Consider the following 17,321-nt stretch of genomic DNA (forward strand, 5'->3'; position numbering starts at 1 on the left):
TAGCCATGACCGGCACGAACTCGCCCGCCGCGGCGACAGACTACTTCCGAGACGAGGCGACGGTTCCGGCCGTTCCGGAGACGCCTGTCCGTAAGTTCAACATCAACTTCGGCCCCCAGCACCCGGCCGCGCACGGCGTGTTGCGCCTGGTGCTGGAGCTGGATGGCGAGATCGTCGAACGCGTCGATCCGCACATCGGCCTGCTGCACCGCGGCACCGAGAAGCTGATGGAAGCGCGCACCTATCTGCAGAACGTGCCGTACTTCGACCGCCTCGACTATGTGGCGCCGATGAACCAAGAGCACGCCTTCTGTCTGGCCATCGAGAAGCTGCTGGGCGTCGAGGTCCCGATCCGGGGCCAGATCATTCGCGTCCTATACTCGGAAATCGGCCGGATCCTGAACCACCTGCTGAACGTGACGACCCAGGCCATGGACGTCGGCGCCCTGACCCCGCCGCTTTGGGGCTTCGAGGAGCGCGAGAAGCTGATGGTGTTCTACGAGCGCGCTTGCGGCGCCCGCCTGCACTCCAACTATTTCCGTCCGGGCGGCGTCCACCAGGACCTGCCGCCGGAGCTGGTCGAGGATATCGACGCCTGGGCCAAGGCGTTCCCCAAGATCTGCGACGACATCGAAGGCCTGATCACCGACAATCGCATCTTCAAGCAGCGCAACGTCGACATCGGCGTCGTCAGCAAGGACGAGGCGATTCTGTGGGGCTTCTCGGGCGTGATGGTGCGCGGCTCGGGCATCGCCTGGGACCTGCGCCGCAGCCAACCCTACGAGAACTACAACGACTTCGAGTTCGACATCCCGCTGGGCAAGAATGGCGATTGCTACGACCGCTATCTCTGCCGCATGCAGGAGATGCGCGAGTCGACCAAGATCATCCGTCAGGCCTGCGACATGCTGCGCAAGACGCACGGTCCGGTGCTGTCGGAAGACAACAAGGTCTCGCCGCCGCGCCGCGCCGAGATGAAGCGCTCGATGGAAGCGCTGATCCACCACTTCAAGCTCTACACCGAAGGCTTCAAGACGCCGGAAGGCGAGGTCTATGCCTGCGTCGAGGCCCCGAAGGGCGAGTTCGGCGTGTTCGTGGTCAGCGACGGCGGCAACAAGCCGTACCGCTGCAAGATCCGCGCGCCAGGCTTCCCGCACCTGGCGGCGATGGACTGGATGAACCGCGGCCACCAGCTCGCCGACGTCTCGGCCATCCTGGGCTCGCTGGACATCGTGTTCGGGGAGATCGACCGGTGAGCCTGGAAGCCATCGCCCTTGAGAAAGTGGCCCAGGCCCAGCTGGACGCCTATAACGCCCAGGATTTGGACGCTCATTGCGCCCATTTCGCCGACGACGTCGTCGTGGGCGGCCTGAACGGCGAGGTCGCGCGCACCGGGATCGACGCCTATCGCGCCTGGTACGAAAAGGTCTTCGCCGATTTTCCCGGCAACAAGGCCGAACTGCTGAACCGCATCGTGGTCGGCTCGAACGTGATCGATCACGAGCGCGTCGACCGCGGCAATGGCGATCCCGTCTTCGAGGTCGCCGCCATCTACACCTTCAAGGGCGACAAGATCGCTCGCGTTGATTTCGCCCGATGAGCGCCCCCAAATGAGTGTGAGACGTCTCGCTAAAGAACAGCCCGCCAGCTTCGCCTTCTCGAAGGAAAGCCAGGCGAAGGCCGACTGGTGGAAAGCCAAGTACCCCGCCGCCCGCAAGCAGTCGGCGGTGATCCCGATGCTGTGGCTGGCCCAGAAGCAGGAGGGCTGGGTGTCCGAGCCGGCGATCCAGGAGATCGCCAAGCAACTCGAGATGCCGGTCATTCGCGTGCTGGAAGTGGCCACCTTCTACGTGATGTTCCAGCTGCAGCCGGTCGGCAAGGTCGCCTTCGTGCAGCTGTGCGGCACCACGCCCTGCCAACTGCGCGGGGCCGAGGACCTGAAGAAGGTTCTGAAGGACAAGATCGGCGCCGCCAACCACGTCTCGGCCGACGGCAAGTTTAGCTGGGAAGAGGTCGAGTGCCTCGGCGCCTGCTGCAACGCGCCGATGGCCGCGATCAACGACTATTACTACGAGGACCTGACGCCGGAGAGCCTGGCCCAGATCCTAGACGACTTCGCGGCCGGCAAGGCGCCGAAGCCGGGCAGCTATGACGGCCGCGGCGCCTCGGAGCCGAAGGGCAAGATCCAGACCCTGACGGATCCGAAGCTGTACGACGGCTCGGCCGCCAAGAAGATCAAGATCCCGAACCTTCCGGAAAAGCCGAAGGCGACCAAGGCCAAGCCGGAGCCGACCGCCTAACATGACCGCCGACGCCAACATCCAGAAGAAGCGCCTCACCGTGATGCTCGCCATCAACGCGGTGTGCTTCGTGCTGGCCGGCGTCGCGATCTATGGCGCGGTGTCGCTGCGGATCGACTGGCTGCGGCTGGTCTTCCTGGGCGCCATCGTGGCTGGCCTGGCCTCTCACATCTGGTTCATCCTGGGCTGGATGCGCGCGACCAAGCGCGAGGGCGCGACGTCATGACCGACGACAGCCTCCTCATCGCCCGCCGCGCGGCCTATGCCGACACCATCCGTGGCCTGGGCCGTCGTGAACGCGGCTTGGGTTTCGTGGCCTGCCTCCTCGGCGCGCTGCTCCTGATCTGGGGGCGGACGGTCGAAGGGGCGCCGTTCTGGGCGGTTGTCGCCGGTCTCGTCACGATTGGCGCGGGCTGGTTGCTTTTCGCCTATGTCATCATTCGTCGGGCGGGTTATGTGCGCGCCCATCCATTCGATCCGCAAAGCTGAGTCATGGTCGGTATCCTCGAAGACAAGGACCGCATCTTCACGAACCTCTACGGTCTCCAGGATTGGGGCCTCGAGGGCGCGAAGAAGCGCGGCTGCTGGAATGGCACCAAGGACATCCTGGACGCTGGGCGCGACTGGATCATCGACAACATGAAGAACTCCGGCCTGCGCGGCCGGGGCGGCGCCGGTTTCTCGACCGGGCTGAAGTGGTCGTTCATGCCCAAGGAAGTGAAGGAAGGTCGTCCTCACTACCTGGTGGTCAACGCCGATGAGTCCGAGCCGGGCACCTGCAAGGACCGGGAGATCATGCGGCATGATCCGCACCTCCTGATCGAGGGCTGCCTGATCGCCTCGCGCGCCATGCTGGCCCACGCCTGCTACATCTATATTCGTGGCGAGTACGTCTACGAACGCGAGATCCTGGAAGCCGCGATCAAGCAGGCCTACGAGGCCAAGCTGATCGGCAAGGACAACGTCCACGGCTGGGACTTCGACCTCTACGTCCATCACGGCGCCGGCGCCTATATCTGCGGCGAAGAGACGGCTCTGCTGGAAAGCCTGGAAGGCAAGAAGGGCCAGCCGCGTCTGAAGCCGCCGTTCCCGGCCGGCGCGGGCCTCTACGGCATGCCGACCACGGTCAACAACGTCGAGAGCATCGCCGTCGCGGGCACGATCCTGCGTCGCGGCGCGGCTTGGTTCGCGGGCTTTGGTCGTCCGAACAACGCCGGCACCAAGCTCTTCTGCGTCTCGGGCCACGTGAACCTGCCCTGCAACGTCGAAGAGGCGATGAGCATCCCGTTCCGCCAGCTGATCGAGGATCACTGCGGCGGCATCCGGGGCGGCTGGGGCAACCTGAAGGCCGTCATTCCGGGCGGCTCGTCCGTGCCGATGATCCCGGCCGAGCAGTGCGAAGACCTGCCGATGGACTTCGACGCGCTGCGCAACCTGCGCTCGGGCCTCGGCACCGCCGCCGTCATCGTCATGGACAAGTCGACCGACCTCGTCCGCGCCATCGCCCGCCTGTCATACTTCTACAAGCATGAGAGCTGCGGCCAGTGCACGCCGTGCCGCGAAGGCACGGGCTGGATGTGGCGCGTCATGGAGCGCATGGCGACCGGCGAGGCCGATCCGAAAGAGATCGACACCCTGCTGGACGTCACGACCCAGGTCGAGGGTCACACCATCTGCGCCCTGGGCGACGCGGCCGCCTGGCCGATCCAGGGCCTGTTCCGTCACTTCCGCCACGAGGTGGAGGAGCGGATCGCTTCCTATCGTAGCGGTCGCCTGCACGTGCAGGGCGCCAAGCTGATCGCGGCGGAGTAACAAGAATGGCAATCGCCAAGGTCAACGGCGTCGAAGTCGAGTTCGAACCCGGCATGACGGTTCTGCAGGTCGCGGAACTGGCCGGCGAAGAGATCCCGCGCTTCTGCTACCATGAGCGCCTCAGCATCGCCGGCAACTGCCGGATGTGCCTGGTCGAGGTGAAGCCCGGCCCGCCGAAGCCCCAGGCCTCGTGCGCTCTGCCGGCCGCCGAGGGGCAGGAGATCTTCACCAAGACTCCGATGGTCAAGAAGGCCCGCGAAGGGGTGATGGAGTTCCTGCTCATCAACCACCCGCTGGATTGCCCGATCTGCGACCAGGGCGGCGAGTGCGACCTGCAGGACCAGGCCATGGGCTATGGCCGCGACGACAGCCGCTACGAAGAAAACAAGCGCGCGGTCGAAGAAAAGGCCATGGGCCCGCTGATCAAGACCGTGATGACGCGCTGCATCCAGTGCACGCGCTGCGTCCGCTTCATCACCGAGGTCGCCGGCTCGCCGGAAATCGGCCTGATCTCGCGCGGCGAAGACGTTGAAATCACGACCTATCTGGGCGCGGCGGTGACGTCGGAGCTCAGCGCCAACGTCATCGACCTGTGCCCGGTCGGCGCCCTGACGAGCAAGCCCTACGCCTTCGAAGCCCGTCCGTGGGAGCTGAAGAAGACCGAGAGCATCGACGTGATGGACGCCTTGGGCTCATCGATCCGCGTCGACGCGCGCGGCGCGGCCGTGCTGCGCGTGCTGCCGCGCACGAACGACGACGTCAATGAAGAGTGGATCTCGGACAAGACGCGCTATGCCGTCGACGGCCTGGGCCGTCAGCGCCTGGACCGTCCCTATGTCCGCGTGGACGGCAAGCTGCGTCCCGCGACCTGGTCGGAAGTCTTCGCCGCCGTTGCCGCCAAGCTGAAGACGACCGCGCCCGAGCGCATCGGCGTCATCGCCGGCGACCTGCAGGACGCCGAGAGCCTCAAGGCGACCAAGGATCTCTTCACCGCCCTGGGCGTCAAGAACCTGGACAGCCGCCAGGACGGCGCGGCGCTGGGCGCCGGCCCGCGCGAGAGCTGGCTGTTCAACTCGACGATCGCCGGCATCGAGAACGCCGACGTCGTTCTGTTCGTCGGCGCCAATCCGCGCATCGAGGCGCCGGTTCTGAACGCGCGCTTCCGCAAGCAGTGGATCGCCGGCAAGACCCGCTTCGGCGTCATCGGCGAGCAGGCCGACCTGACCTTCGGCTATGATTATCTCGGCGCCGGCGCCAAGACCCTGTCGGGCCTGGCCAAGAGCAAGAACGACTTCGTCGCGGCCCTGAAGGCCGCCGAGCGTCCCGCGATCATCATCGGGCAGGGCGCCCTGGCCCGCGCCGATGGCGCGGCGATCCTCAAGGCCGCCGCCGGCCTCGCCAAGACCATGAAGGTCGTGCGTGACGGCTGGAACGGCTGGAACGTGCTGCACACCGCAGCCGCTCGGGTGGCCGGCCTCGACATGGGCTTCGTCCCGGCCGACGGCGGCCTCGCCGCCCGCGACATGCTGAAGCCGGGCGCTGTCGACGTCCTCTTCCTGCTGGGCGCCGACGAGTGCGAGACGGCCGCCTCGGACGCATTCAAGATCTATCTCGGCACGCACGGCGACAACGGCGCGCATAAGGCCGACGTGATCCTGCCGGGCGCGGCCTATACCGAGAAGAACGGCCTCTATGTAAACCTCGAGGGCCGGGTCCAGATGGGCCGCCGCGCGGTGTTCCCGAAGGGCGAGGCCAAGGAAGACTGGTCGATCCTTCGCGCGCTTTCCGAAGTGCTGGGCCACAAGCTGCCGTATGACAGCCTGGACCAGCTGCGCGCCAAGCTGTTCGCCGATCACCCGACCTTCGGCCAGATCGACTACGCGCCGGGCTCGGTGGCCACGTCGTTCGACGTGGGCGCGCTGGGCGCCGACGGCGAGGTTTCGGACGCGCCGTTCGAAAGCCCGATCAAGGCCTTCCACCTGACCAACCCCATCGCGCGCGCCAGCGTGACCATGGCCGAATGCGCGGCCGTGGCTTCCGGCGCCGCCAAGATCGCCGCGGAGTAAATCGTGGACTCGACCAATCCGCTTCTCTGGTTTGGCCTGACGACCGGCGGCATCCTGCTGGTCGTGATCTGGGTTCTCCTGAGCCTGGCCTTCCTGCTGCTGGCCGACCGCAAGATCTGGGCCGGCGTCCAGATGCGCAAGGGTCCCAACGTGGTGGGTCCCTTCGGCCTGCTGCAGTCCTTCGCCGACTTCTTCAAGTTCGTCTTGAAGGAGATCGTCATCCCGGCCGGCGCCGACAAGGTGATCTTCATCCTGGCGCCGCTGATCAGCCTGATCCTGGGCTTCGTCGGCTGGGCCGTGGTGCCGTTCGCGCCGGGCTGGGTGGTCTCCAACCTCAATGTCGGCATCCTCTACCTGCTGGCCATGAGCTCGCTGGGCGTCTACGGCATCATCATGGGCGGCTGGGCTTCGAACTCGAAGTATCCGTTCCTGGGCGCCCTGCGTTCGGCCGCGCAGATGGTGTCCTACGAGGTCTCGATCGGCCTGATCATCATCACGGTGATCCTGCTGGCCGGTTCGATGAACCTGTCGACCATCGTCGAAAAGCAGACCGGCTGGTTCTGGAACTGGAACGTGTTTGGCGGCGCCGGCCTGAAGAACATCGTCCTGCTGCCGGTGATGGTCATCGCGATGGGCATGTTCTACATCTCGGGTCTGGCCGAGACGAACCGCCCGCCATTCGACTTGCCGGAAGCCGAATCCGAACTCGTGGCCGGGTACCAGGTCGAGTACAGCTCGACCCCGTACCTGCTGTTCATGGTGGCCGAGTATTCGAACATCGTCCTGATGTGCGCGATGATCAGCGTGCTGTTCTTCGGCGGCTGGAATCCGGGCTTCCCGATTGGTTTCACGGCGCACTGGCCGCCGTTCCTGGTCAATTTCCTGCTGGCCTTGGTGTTCTACGCCAAGATCGTCTTCTGGTTCTTCATGTTCGCCATGGCCAAGGCCATCGTGCCTCGCTACCGCTACGACCAACTGATGCGCCTGGGGTGGAAGGTGTTTCTGCCGACCTCGCTCGTGCTGGTCGCCGCGGTCGCCGCGTGGCGCGTGTTCGGTCCGGGGGCCTGATGCGGCGCCTAGCGGTCATCGCGCTGGGCCTTTCCGGCCTCGCCCTTTCGGCCTGCCAGGCCGTCTCGGCTCCGGATCGGTCCTATTCGCTGGGCGAGGGGATTGTCAGCTACGACGATCTTCGTCGCGCCGGCGACAAGTGCAAGGCCGAGGGCGGGACGATCCGGTTCAAGCAGGACGGGGGCGACCCCGCTCAGCTGGCGAACTACACCTGCGTGATCCCGCGCGGGACGAAATAAGGGGCCTTGGCCCATCGAAGTGGGGAGGGGCCACGACGGCCCTTCGTCGAGGTACAGGTTTAGGAGAGCTCTGGTGTTCCAGCGCATCACTCAAGCGGTCAAGGGCGCGGCCCTGCTCGACTTCGCCGGCGCGTTCGGTCTGGCCATGAAGCACATGGTCGCGCCGAAGAAGACCGTGATCTATCCGAACGAGCGCAACCCGCAGTCGCCGCGCTTCCGGGGCGAGCACGCCCTGCGTCGCTATCCGTCGGGCGAGGAACGCTGCATCGCCTGCAAGCTGTGCGAGGCCATCTGCCCCGCCCAGGCCATTACGATCGAGGCCGAACCACGCGAGGACGGCAGCCGCCGGACGACCCGCTACGACATCGACATGGTCAAGTGCATCTACTGCGGCCTGTGCCAGGAGGCCTGCCCGGTGGACGCCATCGTCGAGGGGCCGAACACCGAGTTCGCGACCGAGACGCGCGAGGAACTGTACTACGACAAGGAACGGCTTCTCGATAACGGCGACCGCTGGGAACGCCTGATCGCGAAGAATCTGGAGTTGGACGCGCCCTACCGCTAAGAGGGGGCGCGATTCCTAGGAGGCGTCGCGCCGCGAGGCGTCGGCGTCATTGGACGTAAGATTTCAGGGGAGCCCTGGGCCAATGCCCGTGCAGGCGATCGCATTTTATCTACTGGCTTTCGTGACCCTCGCGTCGGGCTTGCTCGTCGTGTCGGCCAAGAACCCGGTGCACTCGGTGCTCTTCCTGATCACCGCCTTCTTCTCGGCCGCCGGGCTCTTCGTCCTCCTGGGCGCGGAGTTCCTGGCGATGCTGCTGATCGTCGTCTATGTGGGCGCGGTCGCGGTGCTGTTCCTGTTCGTCGTGATGATGCTGGACATCGACTTCGCGGCGCTGCGTCAGGGCTTCGTCAACAACCTGCCGATCGGTGGCCTCGTGGGTCTGGTGCTGGTCGGGGAGATGATCGCGGTCGTCGCCGCCGTGGCCAGCAACGGCGCGGCCGCCAAGCAGGCCTTGCCGAACGCGTCGCCGGGCGGCGTTCCGAACACCGAGGTGATCGGCCGCGTGCTCTACACCGACTATGTCTTCTTCTTCCAACTCGCGGGCCTGGTGCTGCTGGTGGCCATGATCGGCGCCATCGTCCTGACCCTGCGCCACAAGCCGGGCGTCAAGCGCCAGGACATCGGCAAGCAGGTGGCCCGCACGCCCAAGACCGGCATGGAGCTGGTTCAGATCAAGCCGGGTGAGGGGATCTCCGAATGATCGGCCTGCCGCACTATCTCGTCGTCGCCGCGATCCTGTTCACGATCGGCGTCTTCGGCATCTTCGTGAACCGCAAGAACATCATCGTCATCCTGATGTCGGTCGAGTTGATCCTCTTGGCGGTGAATATCAATCTCGTGGCGTTCTCGGCCTTCCTGCACGACGTGGCGGGGCAGATCTTCGCCATGTTCGTGCTGACCGTGGCCGCCGCCGAGGCGGCCGTGGGTCTGGCCATCCTCGTCACCTTCTTCCGCAACCGCGGCGACATCGCGGTTGACGACGCCAGCATGATGAAGGGCTAAGCGACGTCATGCAGACGCTTGTAACCATTCTCGTCTTCGCGCCGCTGGTCGGCGCCCTGATCGCCGGCCTGTTCGGCCGCCGCATCGGCGACGTCGCCTCGCAGGCGGTCACGACCGGCCTGCTGATCCTGGCCTGCGCCCTGTCGTGGTACACGTTCAGCCAGTGGACCTGGGGCGGCCTGGAGGCCTTCACGGTCCGCCTGCTGCCGTTCATCCACATCGGCGACTTCCAGGCCAACTGGTCGATCCGGATCGACGCTTTGTCGGCGACCATGCTGATCGTGGTCACGACGGTCTCGGCCCTGGTGCACATCTATTCCTGGGGCTACATGGCCGAGGACGACAGCAAGCCGCGCTTCTTCGCGTATCTGTCGTTGTTCACCTTCGCCATGCTGTCGCTGGTCACCGCCGCCGACTTCATGCAGCTGTTCTTCGGCTGGGAAGGCGTGGGTCTGGCGTCGTACCTGCTGATCGGCTTCTGGTTCAAGAAGCCCTCGGCCAGCGCCGCCGCCATCAAGGCCTTCGTGGTCAACCGCGTCGGCGACTTCGGCTTCGCCCTGGGCATCATGACCACCTTCTGGGCGTTCGGGTCGATCCAGTTCGCCGAGATCTTCCCGCAGATCGCCGCGCACGCCGGCAAGACCTGGGTGTTCGCGGGCCATACCTTCCCGCTGATGGACATCGCTTGCTTCCTGCTGTTCATCGGCGCGATGGGCAAGTCGGCCCAGTTCTTCCTGCACACCTGGCTTCCGGACGCCATGGAGGGCCCGACCCCTGTGTCGGCCCTGATCCACGCGGCCACCATGGTCACCGCCGGCGTCTACATGCTGTGCCTGCTGTCGCCGATGTTCGAATACGCGCCCATCGCCAAGAACATCGTCACGGTGATCGGCGCGGTGACGGCCCTGTTCGCCGCCACGGTCGGTCTGACTCAGAACGACATCAAGCGCGTCATCGCCTATTCGACCTGCTCGCAGCTGGGCTACATGTTCTTCGCGGCGGGCGTCGGCGCCTATCAGGCGGCGATGTTCCACCTGTTCACGCACGCCTTCTTCAAGGCCCTGCTGTTCCTCGGCGCCGGTTCGGTGATCCACGGGATGCACCATGAGCAGGACATGCGGAAGTACGGCGCCCTGGCCAAGCTGCTGCCCATCACCTTCATCGCCATGACGATCGGCACCATCGCCATCACGGGCTTGGGCATTCCGCCGTTGGAACTGGGCTTCGCCGGCTTCTACTCGAAGGACACCATCATCGAGGCCGCCTATGCGGCGGGCCAGCACAACCCGATCGGCATGTTCGCCTGGGTGATCGGCGTCCTGGTCGCCGGCCTGACCTCGTTCTACTCGTGGCGCCTGGCCTTCTTCACCTTCAACGGCAAGGCACGCTGGGGTCATGACGACCACCATGCGCACGCTCACGACGCGCACGGCCACGACGCCCACGCGGACGAAACCCACGACGAGCCTCTGCCGGACGACGACCATGGTCACGGCCATGATCACAAGCCGCACGAGAGCCCGTGGGTGATGCTGTTCCCGCTGGTCGTCCTGTCGATTGGCGCCGTCGCCGCGGGCTTCGTCTTCACCGGCTATTTCGTGGGCCACCACCAGGAAGCGTTCTGGCGCGGCGCGATCTACAACGCCCCGACCAACCACGTGCTGCACGAAGCGCACGGCGTGGCCGAGTGGGTGAAGTACAGCCCGCTGATCGCCACGATCCTGGGCCTGCTGATCGCCGCCTACGTCTACCTGCTGAAGGGCGACGAGCGCCTGGGCCTGAAGCTGGCCGAGCGCAAGGGCCCGCTCTACGTCTTCTTCTACAACAAGTGGTTCTTCGACGAACTGTACGACGCCACCTTCGTGCGTCTGGCCAAGTTCCTCGGCGACCTGTTCTGGAAGGGCGGCGATCAGAAGATCATCGACGGTCTGGGTCCCGATGGCGTCAGCGCGGTCTCGTATGAGGTCGGCAAGCGCACCGGCAAGCTGCAGACCGGCTACCTGTACCACTACGCGTTTGTCATGCTGCTCGGCGTCGCCGGCCTGCTGACCTACGCCCTGTTCAAATTCCACTGAGGGCGACGGAGCTCATGATCGGCCTTCTCAGCCTTACGACCTTCGCGCCCCTGGCGGGCGTCGCGGCGCTTCTCGCCGCGCGCGCCCTGAACGGGGCCAGCGAAAAGACCGACACCCTGGCCAAGTGGATCGCGCTGGCGACCACGCTGGTCACCTTCGGTCTGTCGGTCATCGTCACCCTTCAGTTCGATCCCAAGAACCCCGGCTTCCAGTTCGTGGAAGACGTCGCGTGGTTCGCTGGCCTGCATTACCGCATGGGCGTCGACGGCATCTCGGTGCTGTTCGTCCTTCTGACGGCGTTCCTGCTGCCGATCTGCGTGATCGCCAGCTGGAAGTCGGTCGACAAGCGCGTGGTCGAATATCTGATCGCCTTCCTGGTCCTGGAGACCCTGGTGATCGGCGTGTTCTGCGCGCTGGACCTGATCCTGTTCTACCTCTTCTTCGAGGGCGGCCTGGTCCCGATGTTCCTGATCATCGGCATCTGGGGCGGCAAGCGTCGGGTGTACGCGGCCTACAAGTTCTTCCTCTACACGCTGCTTGGCTCGGTGCTGATGCTGGCCGCCATCCTGGCCATGATCGCGATCGCCCACACCTCGTCGATCCCCGCGCTGATGACGTTCAAGTTCGCGCCGTGGCTGCAAACCTGGCTGTGGTTGGCCTTCTTCGCGTCGTTCGCCGTGAAGATGCCGATGTGGCCGGTGCACACCTGGCTGCCCGACGCGCACGTCGAAGCGCCGACGGCCGGTTCGGTCATTCTGGCGGGCATCCTGCTGAAGATGGGCGGCTACGGCTTCATGCGCTTCAGCCTGCCGATGTTCCCCAACGCCTCGGAGTTCTTCCAGCCGCTGGTGTTCGCGCTGTCGGTGATCGCCATCGTCTACACCTCGCTGGTCGCCTTCCGGCAGACCGACATCAAGAAGCTGATCGCCTATTCGTCCGTCGCCCACATGGGCTTCGTGACCATGGGCATCTTCTCGGGCAACGCCGCCGGCGAGCAGGGCGCTCTGTTCCAGATGTTGAGCCACGGGGTGATCTCGGGCGCGCTCTTCCTCTGCGTCGGCGTGGTCTATGACCGTATGCACACCCGCGAGATCGCCTTCTACGGCGGCCTGACCAACCGGATGCCGCACTACGCCTTCGTCTTCCTGCTGTTCACGATGGGCAATGTCGGCCTGCCGGGCACGTCGGGCTTCGTCGGGGAAATCCTGACCATGACCGGCGCCTACAAGGCCTCGACCTGGACCGCGCTGGTCGCCGCCTCGGGCGTGATCTTCTCGGCCATGTACGCCCTGACCCTGTACCGCCGGGTGATGTACGGCGAGATCACCAACCCGCAGCTGGCCACGATCAAGGATCTCGAGCCGCGCGAGTACGTGCTTTTCGTGCCGCTGATCATCATGACCCTGGTGCTCGGCATCTATCCCAATCTTGTGTTCAACCTGACCGCATCCTCCGTCGATGCGCTGGTCGGCGCCTGGCGCGCCGCCGTGGGCGGGTGAGGAGCCTATGACGTTTTCCGCCAACTTCTCGCTTGTCCTGCCCGAGATCGTTCTCGCGATCGCGGCGCTGGTTCTGCTGGTCGCCGGCGCCTTCCGAGGCAAGGTCGGACCGATCTTCACGCTGGCCGCCGTGGCCGCGCTGCTCGCGGCGGCCGCCACGGCCGTGCTGGGGCCGCATGGCCGGGCTTTCGGCGGGGTCTATGTGGCCGACGCCGCGGCGAGCTACGCCAAGGTGGCCATCTATCTCTCCAGCGCCGTGGCCGTCGTGCTCGGCGACCGCTGGCTGGCTCAGCGCGGCGATCAGAAGTTCGAATACGCCGTCCTGGTGATCCTGGCGGCGGTCGGCATGGGCGTCACCGCCTCGGCGGGCGATCTGATCAGCCTCTATGTCGGCGTCGAGCTGCAATCGCTGGCCCTGTACGTCCTGGCGGCCATGCGTCGCGATGACGCCAAGTCGTCGGAAGCGGGCCTGAAATACTTCGTGCTGGGCGCTCTGTCTTCCGGCCTGCTGCTGTACGGCGCCTCGCTGATCTACGGCTTTACGGGTTCGACCCACTTCAGCCAGATCGCGCTGGCCGCCGCCCATGGCGGCGCGCATGGCGCGGGCTTGCTGTTTGGCCTGGTGTTCCTGATCTGCGGTCTCGCGTTCAAGGTGTCGGCCGCGCCTTTCCACATGTGGACGCCCGACGTCTACGAAGGCGCCCCGACCCCGGTCGTCGGCTTCTTCGCCGCCGCGCCGAAGCTGGCGGCCATGATGATGTTCGCCCGCGTGCTGGGCGACGCCTTCCCGGCCGCCGGTGACCAATGGCGCCAGATCCTGGTGATCGCGGCCCTGCTGTCGGTGTTCGTCGGCGCGTTCGCGGGCCTGGCGCAGAGCAACCTCAAGCGTCTGTGGGCCTATTCCTCGATCGCCAATGTCGGCTACGCCCTTCTGGGCGTCGCCGCGGGCGGCCAGGACGGCCTGCAGTCGATGCTGGTGTTCATGGTCCTCTATATGATCGACGTCACCGGCTTCTTCGCCTGCCTGCAGGCGCTGAACCGCGACGGCAAGTCGATTGAGACCATCGAGGACATGGCCGGTCTGGTGAAGGCGCGTCCGGGTGTGGCCCTGGCGATGACCGCGTTCTCGCTGTCGGCCCTGGGCCTGCCGCCGTTCTCGGGTTTCTGGTCGAAGTTCTTTGTCTTCAAGGCCGCGATCGCCACCGGCGACGTGATGATGCAGTGGGCCGCCGTGTTGGGCCTGGTCGGCTCCGTCGTCGCGGCGTTCTACTATCTGCGCCTGATCAAGACGATGTGGTTCGACGCGCCGAACGGTTCGGTCGACGCGCCGTCGCCGTCGGCCCGAGCGGTCGGCTTCGCCGCCGCGCTGTTCTCGTGCCCGATCGTGCTGTTCGCCCTGGCCTGGCTTGAGCCCGCCGCCAAGGCCGCCGCGGCCGCCTTTGGTCACGCGTGAGGTGACGGGCGTTCCGCCCGTCGTCATCCCGCCGATCGTCGTTCTAGACGAGATCGACTCCACCAACGCCGAGGCCCGTCGCCGGGCCGAGGCGGGCGAGGTCGGGCCGCTTTGGCTGCTGGGCTTGCGCCAGACCGCTGGGCGCGGTCGTCGTGGCCGCGCCTGGGAGACCGGCGAGGGCAATCTCGCCGCGACCCTGCTATTCCGCACCGATAAGCCGCCCGCGGAGGCCGCCCAGGTCTCTTTCGTCGCCGCCCTCGCCGTGGCGGACATGTTGGCCGAATACGCGCCCGCGTCTCTCATCAGCCTGAAATGGCCCAACGACCCGATGCTGGCCGGCTTGAAGGTCAGCGGCATCCTGGTCGAGTCCGGCGCCGCGCCCCAGGGCGGGCTGTGGATCGCCGTCGGCGTCGGCGTCAATCTCCGCCACAAGCCGGTCGAGAGCGAGCGTCCCGCCACCTCGGTCGCCGCCCATCGTGAAAGTCCGCCGCCGCATCCGGCCGAGGCCGTCGAGGTCCTGGCGCGCGCCTTCGAGCGCTGGTCGCGATCCTGGACCGCGCTGGGATTCCCGGTGATCGCCGACGCCTGGACGGCGCGCGCCTACGGCCTGGGCGAGGCCTGCGTCGCCCGCCTGGGCGTCGAGACGGTCGAGGGGATCGCCGAAGGGCTCGACGGCGACGGCGCGTTACGCCTGCGTCTGCCCGACGGTCGGGTGCGCCGGATCACCGCCGGCGACGTGTTTTTCGGAGCTGCCTGATGCTGTTGGCCATTGAACAGGGCAATACCAACACCATGTTCGCCATTCACGACGGTCAGTCGTGGATCGCCCAGTGGCGGTCGGCGACCGAAAGCACCCGCACCGCCGACGAATATGTGGTCTGGCTGTCGCAGCTGCTGTCGATGCAGGGCATCGGCTTTCGGGCGATCGACGCGGTGATCATCTCCAGCGTCGTGCCGCAGTCGATTTTCAACCTTCGTAACCTCAGCCGCCGCTACTTCAATGTCGAGCCCCTGGTGATCGGCGAGAACGCCAAGTTGGGCATAGACGTTCGGATCGAAAAGCCATCGGAGGCCGGCGCCGACCGCCTGGTCAACGCCATTGGCGCGGCGATGGTCTATTCCGGTCCGCTGATCGTCATCGACAGCGGCACGGCCACGACCTTCGACATCGTCGCGGCCGACGGCGCGTTCGAGGGCGGCATCATCTCGCCCGGGATCAATCTGTCGATGCAGGCCTTGCATGAAGCGGCGGCCAAGCTGCCGAGGATCGCGATCCAGCGGCCGGCGGGTAACAGGATCGTGGGCACCGACACGGTGTCGGCCATGCAGTCTGGCGTGTTTTGGGGGTATATCTCCCTGATCGAGGGGCTCGTCTCGCGCATCAAGGCCGAGCGCGCCGAGCCCATGACCGTGATCGCCACCGGCGGCGTCGCCTCGCTGTTCGAGGGCGCCACCGACAGCATTGACCATTTCGACTCCGATCTGACGATCCGGGGTCTCCTTGAAATCTACAGACGAAACACTGTTTCAGAGACCTGATGAAAAAAGCCAATGACGACGAACTCGTCTTCCTGCCGTTGGGTGGGTCGAACGAGATCGGCATGAATTTCAACCTTTACGGCTTCGGGCCGGCGCATGATCGCAAATGGATCGTCGTCGACCTGGGCGTGACCTTCGGCGACCAGACAACGCCGGGCGTCGAGATCATTCTTCCCGATCCGACCTTCATCGAGCCCTATGCCGACGATATTCTCGGCATCGTCCTGACGCACGCGCACGAGGATCACCTGGGCGCGGTGCACTGGCTGTGGCCGCGCCTGAAGGCGCCGGTCTACGCCACGCCGTTCACGGCCTTCCTGCTGCGCGAGAAGCTTCGCGACGCCGACCTGCTGGACGAGGTGTCGATCACCGAGGTCCCGCTGGGCGGAACCTTCCAGCTGGGCCCGTTCGCGCTGGAACTGATCACGCTGACGCACTCGATCCCAGAGCCGAACGGTCTGGCGATCAAGACTCCGCTGGGCACCATCCTGCACACGGGCGACTGGAAGATCGATCCGGAGCCGCAGCTGGGCGCCCCGACCGACGAGGCGGCCATCCGCAGACTCGGCGACGAGGGCGTGCTGGCCATGGTTTGCGACAGCACCAACGTCTTCGTCGAAGGCGAGGCGGGGTCGGAAGCCGATGTCCGCAAGGCCCTCGGCGATTTGATCCGGAGCCTGAGGGGTAAGATCGCCGTCGCCTGCTTCGCCTCGAACGTGGCGCGCATGGACACGGTGATCCGCGCCGCCCAGGCGAGCGGCCGCAAGGTCTGCCTGGCGGGCCGCTCGATGCACCGCATGGCCGCCGCCGCCCGCTCCGTCGGCCTGCTGGAGGGCGTGGAGCCCTTCATCAACGACGACCAAGCCAAGCACTTGCCCGAGGACCAAGTCCTGTTCCTGTGCACGGGCAGCCAGGGCGAACCGCGCGCGGCGCTGTCGCGCATCGCCGAGGGCAGCCATCCGCATGTGAAGCTGGGGCAGGGCGACCACGTGGTCTTCAGCTCGCGGGTGATCCCGGGCAACGAGATCCCGATCCGCAACCTGCAAAACAAGCTCGCCGATCGCGGGGTGCGCCTGCACACCGAGCGCGATACGCCGGGCATCCACGTCTCGGGCCATCCGTGCCGCGATGAACTGCGTCAGATGTACTCCTGGGTGCGTCCGCATATCGCCGTGCCGACGCACGGCGAGCGTCGCCACCTGATCGAGCACGCCGCCTTCGCCAAGGATCTGCAAGTTCCGCACGCGGTCAGCCCGCGCAACGGCGACATGGTGCGCCTGGCGCCCGGTCAGCCGGGGATCATCGACGAAGTGCCGGCCGGACGTCTTTACGTCGATGGGGGCGTCGTCACGCCGGAGAACGGCGAGGCCCTGCGCGAGCGTCGCCACGCCGCCTATAACGGCGTGCTGGCCGTGTCGATCGTGCTGGATGGTCGCAACAAGATCGTCTCGGGTCCGCAGATCCGTGGCATCGGCCTGACGGGCGACGAGGAATACTCGCTGGACGACGCGCTGGACGATCTCTGCGAGGAGGCCGAGACCGCCTACAAGCGTCTCGACGGCGACGCCCGCGAGATCGACGAGACGATCGAAAGCGCCATTTCTCGCGCCGTGAAGAAGGCCGCGTTCCGCATCTGGGAGCGCAAGCCGGTCGTCGAGACCACGGTCCTGCGCATCTGATAGCGGGGGCGGCCGCGAAAACGC

The 17,321-nt window shown here is 65.9% G+C and carries 18 protein-coding genes; all 18 read left to right on the top strand.

What is annotated here, in order from left to right:
• The first annotated feature begins 5 nt into the window (after positions 1-5).
• The 18 genes from FCU40_RS07335 (at position 6) to FCU40_RS07420 (ending at position 17,297) form a co-directional block, all read left to right on the top strand.
• Positions 6-1,256 (top strand): NADH-quinone oxidoreductase subunit D, encoded by a 1,251-nt coding sequence (locus tag FCU40_RS07335; RefSeq protein ID WP_168074033.1) that lies wholly within the window; start codon positions 6-8, stop codon positions 1,254-1,256.
• 11 nt (positions 1,257-1,267) lie between these two features.
• Positions 1,268-1,600: a nuclear transport factor 2 family protein gene (locus tag FCU40_RS07340; RefSeq protein ID WP_035016828.1), complete on the top strand. Its 333-nt coding sequence runs from the start codon at positions 1,268-1,270 to the stop codon at positions 1,598-1,600.
• A 10-nt stretch (positions 1,601-1,610) separates the two neighbouring features.
• Positions 1,611-2,300, top strand: coding sequence for an NADH-quinone oxidoreductase subunit NuoE (gene nuoE, locus FCU40_RS07345; RefSeq protein ID WP_004615171.1), 690 nt, complete (start codon positions 1,611-1,613; stop codon positions 2,298-2,300).
• A 1-nt stretch (position 2,301) separates the two neighbouring features.
• Positions 2,302-2,526, top strand: a complete 225-nt coding sequence (locus FCU40_RS07350) for a hypothetical protein (protein WP_168074035.1) — start codon at positions 2,302-2,304, stop codon at positions 2,524-2,526.
• Positions 2,523-2,789: a hypothetical protein gene (locus FCU40_RS07355; protein WP_004615173.1), complete on the top strand. Its 267-nt coding sequence runs from the start codon at positions 2,523-2,525 to the stop codon at positions 2,787-2,789. Before FCU40_RS07350 ends, FCU40_RS07355 begins: the two co-directional genes overlap by 4 nt.
• Positions 2,790-2,792: 3 nt before the next feature.
• Positions 2,793-4,112, top strand: a complete 1,320-nt coding sequence (gene nuoF, locus FCU40_RS07360; RefSeq protein ID WP_004615174.1) for an NADH-quinone oxidoreductase subunit NuoF — start codon at positions 2,793-2,795, stop codon at positions 4,110-4,112.
• A 5-nt stretch (positions 4,113-4,117) separates the two neighbouring features.
• Positions 4,118-6,178 carry an NADH-quinone oxidoreductase subunit NuoG gene (nuoG, locus tag FCU40_RS07365; RefSeq protein WP_168074037.1) on the top strand — a complete coding sequence of 687 codons (2,061 nt, stop codon included), beginning with the start codon at positions 4,118-4,120 and terminating at the stop codon, positions 6,176-6,178.
• Positions 6,179-7,246: an NADH-quinone oxidoreductase subunit NuoH gene (gene nuoH, locus FCU40_RS07370; RefSeq protein ID WP_081612840.1), complete on the top strand. Its 1,068-nt coding sequence runs from the start codon at positions 6,179-6,181 to the stop codon at positions 7,244-7,246. It abuts the gene before it with no gap.
• Positions 7,246-7,485, top strand: coding sequence for a hypothetical protein (locus FCU40_RS07375; RefSeq protein WP_168074039.1), 240 nt, complete (start codon positions 7,246-7,248; stop codon positions 7,483-7,485). The genes nuoH and FCU40_RS07375 overlap by 1 nt, the downstream gene beginning before the upstream one ends.
• A gap of 73 nt (positions 7,486-7,558) precedes the next feature.
• Positions 7,559-8,050 (top strand): NADH-quinone oxidoreductase subunit NuoI, encoded by a 492-nt coding sequence (nuoI, locus tag FCU40_RS07380; protein ID WP_004615178.1) that lies wholly within the window; start codon positions 7,559-7,561, stop codon positions 8,048-8,050.
• An 82-nt stretch (positions 8,051-8,132) separates the two neighbouring features.
• The gene (locus FCU40_RS07385; RefSeq protein ID WP_168074041.1) at positions 8,133-8,750 is read left to right on the top strand and encodes an NADH-quinone oxidoreductase subunit J; all 618 of its coding nucleotides are present in this window, start codon (positions 8,133-8,135) and stop codon (positions 8,748-8,750) included.
• Positions 8,747-9,052, top strand: a complete 306-nt coding sequence (gene nuoK, locus FCU40_RS07390; RefSeq protein WP_004615180.1) for an NADH-quinone oxidoreductase subunit NuoK — start codon at positions 8,747-8,749, stop codon at positions 9,050-9,052. Before FCU40_RS07385 ends, nuoK begins: the two co-directional genes overlap by 4 nt.
• An 8-nt stretch (positions 9,053-9,060) precedes the next feature.
• Positions 9,061-11,127, top strand: a complete 2,067-nt coding sequence (gene nuoL, locus FCU40_RS07395; protein ID WP_168074043.1) for an NADH-quinone oxidoreductase subunit L — start codon at positions 9,061-9,063, stop codon at positions 11,125-11,127.
• Positions 11,124-12,626: an NADH-quinone oxidoreductase subunit M gene (locus FCU40_RS07400; protein WP_168074077.1), complete on the top strand. Its 1,503-nt coding sequence runs from the start codon at positions 11,124-11,126 to the stop codon at positions 12,624-12,626. Before nuoL ends, FCU40_RS07400 begins: the two co-directional genes overlap by 4 nt.
• The gene (gene nuoN / locus FCU40_RS07405; protein WP_175582064.1) at positions 12,586-14,079 is read left to right on the top strand and encodes an NADH-quinone oxidoreductase subunit NuoN; all 1,494 of its coding nucleotides are present in this window, start codon (positions 12,586-12,588) and stop codon (positions 14,077-14,079) included. The genes FCU40_RS07400 and nuoN overlap by 41 nt, the downstream gene beginning before the upstream one ends.
• A gap of 1 nt (position 14,080) precedes the next feature.
• Entirely contained in the window at positions 14,081-14,836 is a 756-nt protein-coding gene (locus FCU40_RS07410) for a biotin--[acetyl-CoA-carboxylase] ligase (RefSeq protein ID WP_168074047.1), read from the top strand.
• Positions 14,833-15,618, top strand: coding sequence for a type III pantothenate kinase (locus tag FCU40_RS07415; RefSeq protein ID WP_035016783.1), 786 nt, complete (start codon positions 14,833-14,835; stop codon positions 15,616-15,618). Before FCU40_RS07410 ends, FCU40_RS07415 begins: the two co-directional genes overlap by 4 nt.
• Positions 15,618-17,297 (top strand): ribonuclease J, encoded by a 1,680-nt coding sequence (locus tag FCU40_RS07420; RefSeq protein ID WP_168074049.1) that lies wholly within the window; start codon positions 15,618-15,620, stop codon positions 17,295-17,297. Before FCU40_RS07415 ends, FCU40_RS07420 begins: the two co-directional genes overlap by 1 nt.
• Positions 17,298-17,321: the final 24 nt, after the last annotated feature.

Source organism: Caulobacter sp. SSI4214, assembly GCF_012184455.1.
GTDB lineage: Bacteria > Pseudomonadota > Alphaproteobacteria > Caulobacterales > Caulobacteraceae > Caulobacter > Caulobacter vibrioides_E.